Origin of the sequence: Streptomyces sp. NRRL S-495, from assembly GCF_000966955.1 — a bacterium.
Lineage (GTDB): Bacteria > Actinomycetota > Actinomycetes > Streptomycetales > Streptomycetaceae > Kitasatospora > Kitasatospora purpeofusca.
This window is the reverse complement of record NZ_JZWY01000869.1, coordinates 1-4,907: the sequence shown is the minus strand read 5'-3', so window position 1 is coordinate 4,907 and position 4,907 is coordinate 1. Positions and strand designations below refer to the sequence as shown.

At 74.9% G+C, this 4,907-nt stretch carries 4 protein-coding genes and 1 pseudogene; all 5 read left to right on the top strand.

All coding sequences use genetic code 11. The features are described from left to right. Positions 1 to 426 (top strand): annotated as a pseudogene (locus VR45_RS35245) (acyl-CoA thioesterase domain-containing protein); the annotation flags it as partial. A gap of 159 nt (positions 427 to 585) precedes the next feature. Further along, on the top strand, positions 586 to 1,239 hold the full coding sequence (locus VR45_RS35240; RefSeq protein ID WP_045943995.1) for a TetR/AcrR family transcriptional regulator: 654 nt from the start codon (positions 586 to 588) through the stop codon (positions 1,237 to 1,239). A 292-nt stretch (positions 1,240 to 1,531) separates the two neighbouring features. Next, positions 1,532 to 2,668, top strand: coding sequence for an alpha/beta fold hydrolase (locus tag VR45_RS49455; protein WP_063772602.1), 1,137 nt, complete (start codon positions 1,532 to 1,534; stop codon positions 2,666 to 2,668). A 184-nt stretch (positions 2,669 to 2,852) separates the two neighbouring features. After that, on the top strand, positions 2,853 to 4,496 hold the full coding sequence (locus VR45_RS35230; protein WP_045943992.1) for a BCCT family transporter: 1,644 nt from the start codon (positions 2,853 to 2,855) through the stop codon (positions 4,494 to 4,496). Between the two features lie 149 nt (positions 4,497 to 4,645). Continuing rightward, positions 4,646 to 4,831 carry a hypothetical protein gene (locus VR45_RS35225; protein ID WP_045943991.1) on the top strand — a complete coding sequence of 62 codons (186 nt, stop codon included), beginning with the start codon at positions 4,646 to 4,648 and terminating at the stop codon, positions 4,829 to 4,831. The last annotated feature ends 76 nt before the right edge of the window (positions 4,832 to 4,907 follow it).

The following is a 4,907-nucleotide window of genomic DNA, read 5'->3' as shown; positions in this document are numbered from 1 at the left end:
GCCCTGGAGCTGCGCTTCGTCCCGCCGGAAGCGCCGGGCGTGCCGCCGGCCGTGCCCGGCATGACGCAGCAGTTCGTCTGGCTGCGCGCCGGCTCCCCGCTGCCGGCCGACGACCCGCTGCTGCACGTCTGCGCCCTCACCTACCTCTCGGACCTCACCCTGGCCTCCACCGCCGGGCTGCACGTCCAGCCGAACTTCTTCCAGCGCACCGAGCCGCCCCGGCTGGTGATGGCCTCGCTGGACCACGCCATGTGGTTCCACCGGCCGTTCCGGGCCGACGAATGGCTGCTGTTCGCCCAGCGCAGCCCGTCCTCCTCGGACGGCCGGGGGCTGGCGCTGGGCGAGTTCTACGACCGAGGGGGCCGGCTGGTGGCCTCCGCCGTCCAGGAGGCGCTGATCCGCGAACGCCTCGTCGCGCCGCGCTGACCACCCGGTCCGTCCGGCCGCACCGCCCGGCCGGCCCCGCCGCGCCCGCCGGCCGCCCGCCATCCGCCGCCCCGCCCGCACCCGGTGACCGAGGGGCGAACGGCGGGCGGCCGGTCGGCGTCATATTCCTGAGCGGCCCCGGCCCGTATCATGGTGCGGGTGACCAAGGTTGACCTGTCACCACGGCCGGTGGAGGCGATGTCTCCGCGTCAGCTCGAACGCCGCGAAAGCCTGATCGCGGCGGCGCTCGCCCTGGTGAACGAGATCGGCGTCGAGCGGCTGCAGATGAAGCAGGTCTGCGAGCGGTCCGGAGTCGCCCTGGGGACGGCGTACCGCTACTTCTCCTCCAAGGACCACCTGCTGGCGGCGGCGATCGCCGACTGGCACCGGCTACTGCTGGCCGACCTGGTGGCGGAGCTGCGCGGACCGCGCGCCGGCCTGGGCGCCACGGACCGGGTGGCGCGGTTCGTCCGCGGCGGCATGCGCGCCTACCAGCGGCAGCCCGAGCTGGCCCGACTGAGAGTGGCCGTCGCCGCCTCCACCGACCCCTTCGCCAGCGAGGCCCTCCAGGGCATGGCCCGGGCCGACAGCACGGCGCTCCAGGCGGTGATGGCCGACGAGGTGCCGGCCGCGGCGAGCGACCTGGTGCGGCACATCGTCGGCCATGCCTGGCAGGGCGAGCTGACCGCCTGGGTGACCGGCCGCACCACGCTGGGCGACGCCCGGCGGCGGCTGGAGGACGTGGTGCGGCTGGTGCTGAACCCGTACGAGACGCCCCGCCCGGCCCCGTACGAGGTCACGTCCACGGCCTGAGGCCCGACGCGAGGCGGGCCCGGCCCTGACGGGTCGGCCCGCGCCCCGTCCTGCCCGCGTGCCGGGGCGCCCCGGGTCGAGCGGCGGGCTTGACCTTCACACCGGTGTGAACTCCTAGCGTGCGGAGCGGTCCGGCCGTCCGGCCCGGACCCGCCCGTTCCGCACGACCCGACCCGCCCAGGAGCACCGCCATGACCACCCGGCCCACCACCGCGCCCGCCGCCCCCGCCGCACCGCTCGCCCGGATCGTCCTGGGCTCGCCCGGATCGTCCTGGGCAGCGGCCCCGGGCTGGTGCTCGCCCACGGCGCGGGCGGCAGCGCCCGCGACAACTGGGGCCCGCTGCTCGACGACCTCGCCACCCGCCGCACGGTCGTCGCCCCCGACTTCCCCGGCTCCGGCGACAGCCCCGCCGAACCGGGCGAGCTCTCCCTCGACGACCTGGCCGACCGCCTGGTGGCCGCCGCCGACGCGGCCGGCCTGGACGGGTTCGACCTGGCCGGCTACTCGCTCGGCGCCGCCGTGGCCGTCCGGGCCGTCACCCGCCACCCCGGGCGGGTCCGCTCGCTGCTGCTGCTCTCCGGGGTGGCCGGTGGCTCGCAGCGGTTCCGGCTGCTGGCCGACCAGGCCTTCGCCCTCGCCGGGCACCCCGAGCTGATGGCCAACCAGCTGCTGACCGTGGTGTTCGGCCGGACCTGGGTGGACGCGCTGCCCGCCGAACAGCTCGCCGAGCTGCGCACCGCCCTGGCCGCCGCCCCGCTCCCGGCGGGCTTCCACGCCCAGTTCGACCTGGCCGCCCGGGCCGACGTCCGCGCCGAGCTGGCCCGGGTCGGGGTACCGACCCTGGTCGTCAGCACCACCGAGGACGGACTGGTGCCGCCGGAGCAGCACCGCGCCCTGGCCGAGGGCATCCCCGGGGCCCGGCTGGTCGAGCTGACGGCCGGCCACCTGCCGATGGTCGAGGCCGCCGCCCGACCTCCGCCGGGGCGCCCGCGCGGGCGCAGCGGGAACACCCGGCCGGGCGGCGGCGTTCGCCCGGTCATGCGCATCGGAGAACTCGCCCGCCTGACCGGGGTGTCCACCCGCCTGCTGCGGTACTACGAGGAGCAGGGCCTGCTCCGGCCCGCCCGCTCGGCCGGGGGCTACCGCGAGTACGGCGAGGGCGACACGGTCCGGGTGCGGCAGATCCGGGGCCTGCTGGCGGCGGGCCTGCCCACCCGGGTGATCGTCGGGATCCTCCCCTGCGCGAGCGGGCCGGTGCCCGCCCTGGAGTCCTGCCCGGACCTGCTCGCCACCCTCCGCGGCGAGCTGGCCGAACTGGACGCGCGGATCGGCGAGCTGACCCGCAGCCGGAACGCGCTGGCCGGCTACCTGGACACCGTCGGACCCGCCGCCCCGCTGCCGGCGGTCCCGCTCCCCGTCGCGGCCTGAGCCCCACCGACGGCCCTTCTCCCCGCCGCGCCCCGGCCCGGCTGACGCCCTCTCAGGTCGCCGCCTCCCGGCGCGCCGTCCCGACTCTCCCGACGGGAACTGGACATAGTACGACATGTATACCTTTTAGATCATGTCGCCGACGCATGCCGTCGGCCCGCCAGTACGCCGTGAGAGGTACCCCATGACCAGTCAGCCCGCCGGGCCGCCGGACGAACCCGCCGCCACCCTCCCCGTCGACCGGGTGGTCTTCGGGATCGGCGCGGTCGCGGTGCTCGGGGTCGTCGCCTGGGGCATCTTCGCCGAGGACAACCTCGGCCGGACCTCCAGCACCGCCCTCGGCTGGGTCCTGCACAACTTCGGCTGGCTCTTCGTCGTCGCCGCCGACATCTTCCTCGCCCTCACCGTGCTGCTCGCGTTCAGCCGCTTCGGACGGATCCGGCTCGGCCGGGACGACGACGAACCGGAGTTCTCCACCCTCGCCTGGGTGGCCATGATGTTCAGCGCGGGCATGGGCATCGGCCTGATGTTCTACGGCGTCGGCGAACCGCTCCAGCTCTTCGCCACGCCGCAGCCCGGCTCGGGACTCGAACCGCAGTCCCCGGCCGCCGCCCAGCAGGCGCTGGAGTTCTCCCTCTTCCACTGGACCCTGCACCCGTGGGCGATCTACGCGGTCGGCGGCCTCGCGCTCGCCTACACCACCTTCCGCAAGGGCCGGGGCAACCGGATCTCCGCCGCCTTCGTACCCCTGATCGGCGAGCGCGGCGCCGACGGCTGGCCGGGCCGGGCGATCGACCTGCTCGCCGTCTTCGCGACCGTCTTCGGCTCGGCCACCAGCCTCGGCCTCGGCGCCCTCCAGGTGGCCGACGGCCTCGGCTACGTCTCCGACGTCAGCAACACCGAGCGCACCCAGCTGGTGATCATCGCCGCGCTGAGCGCCGCCTTCGTCCTCTCCGCCTTCTCCGGCGTGCACAAGGGCGTGAAGTGGCTCTCCACCGCCAATGTGGTGCTGGCCTCGCTGATCATGCTCTTCGTCTTCGTGGTCGGCCCGACCGTCTTCGTCCTGGACGCGATCCCCTCCACCGTCGGCGGCTACCTCTCCGACCTGCTCGCGATGTCCACCCAGACCGGTGCCTTCACGGACGAGAACTGGCTCGGCAGCTGGACCATCTTCTACTGGGCCTGGTGGCTCTCCTGGGCCCCCTTCGTCGGCACCTTCATCGCCCGCATCTCGCGCGGCCGCACCGTGCGGCAGTTCCTGATCGGCGTCCTGCTGGTGCCCAGCGGGGCCACCGTGATCTGGTTCTGCGTCATGGGCGGCACCGCGATCCGGCTCGACAGCACCGGCGCCGCCGACCTCGTCGAGACCATCCCGCAGGGCGCCGAGGCCTCGCTCTTCGAAATGCTGCGCTCGCTCCCCGGCGGCACCGTGACCAGCGTGGTCGCGGTGCTGCTGGTGATGACCTTCTTCATCACCAGCGCCGACTCCGCCTCGCTCGTCCTCGGCTCGCTCTCCAGCCGCGGCTCGCTCCACCCGCGCACCTGGCTGGTGGTGGTGTGGGGCGTGCTGATGGGCGGGGTCGCGGCCGCGCTGCTGCTGGCCGGCGGGCTCACCGCGCTGCAGAACGCCACCATCCTGGTCGCGCTGCCGTTCGTCGGGGTGATGCTGCTGCTGTGCGTCGCGCTGGTGAAGGAGCTGCGCACCGACCCCGCCGCCGGACCGTCCCGGTTCCACCCCGTGCACGGCCTGCGGGACGCCGTCCGGGTCGCCGTCGGCGAGGCCATGGCCGACGCCCGCAGCGGGAACCGGCGTCCCCCGACCGGGTGAACCGCCCCTCCCCGGGGCGGGCCGCCGCCCACCCCGGGGGCTGGCGTGACCTGCGGCGTTGCAGCTGTCGCCCAAGCCGACGCCCACCCCCCACCCGGACTTCACCCGCACGTAGCGATCGTTAACACCGCCCTGGAAACCTCCCTGCCATGAACGCCATCCCTCCGGCGACCTCCCAGGACCCGCGCTTCCCCATGCCCAAGCGCCACCGACGCGTCCTGGCCGGCTCCGCCGTTCTCGCTTCCATCGCCCTGGGCGTCCTCGGTGTCGGCGCCACCGTCGAAACCGTCCAGCACGGCACCGTCGCCACCGCCACGGCGACCGTCCGAAGGTAACCCCGGCGCGCACCGGCGCCGGCGCACACGAGCACCGCCGTACTCCAACACCGCCGTACTCCAACACCGCCGTACT

Excerpts from the sequence above, each read along its gene's own strand:
- VR45_RS35230 (WP_045943992.1), top strand. The coding sequence starts at position 2,853 with ATGACCAGTCAGCCCGCCGGGCCGCCGGACGAACCCGCCGCCACCCTC.
- VR45_RS35225 (WP_045943991.1), top strand. The coding sequence starts at position 4,646 with ATGAACGCCATCCCTCCGGCGACCTCCCAGGACCCGCGCTTCCCCATG.